Raw genomic sequence first — 395 nt, forward strand, 5'->3', positions numbered from 1 at the left:
GAGTCATCTTCTGCAAGTCGGCTTCAGTGCCAATGACCGGACGACCATACGGCTGATTGGGAAAAGCGGTTTCAAGAAAGGCTTCGATCATTTTGCCGATCGGCGAATTATCCGTCCGCAGCCGTCTTTCCTCCAAAATTACGTCTTTCTCTTCATAAAATTCGCGAAAGACGGGATCGAGAAATCGTTCTGACTCCAGCGACATCCACAGCTCTAGCTTATTTGACGGAAAGCTGTAGAAGTAGCGTGTCGCGTCTGCCGAGGTCGTCGCATTCAGACCCACACCGCCAGCCTGCTCGACAATCTGCCCGTACTCGTTTTGCTTAACGTACTGGGCGGCTTCGGCGCGGACGCGATCGAACTCGGCCTGAAGCGACACCACTGCCTCTGTATCG

1 protein-coding gene is annotated in these 395 nt (G+C 53.7%); it reads right to left on the minus strand.

Going from position 1 to position 395, the window contains the following annotated elements:
• A partial coding sequence (locus tag D7Y13_RS44505) for a M16 family metallopeptidase (protein ID WP_208734748.1) occupies nt 1-379 on the minus strand: 379 nt, incomplete at its 3' end.
• Nucleotides 380-395: the final 16 nt, after the last annotated feature.

Origin of the sequence: Corallococcus praedator, assembly GCF_003612125.1 — a bacterium.
GTDB classification, from domain to species: Bacteria; Myxococcota; Myxococcia; order Myxococcales; family Myxococcaceae; genus Corallococcus; species Corallococcus praedator.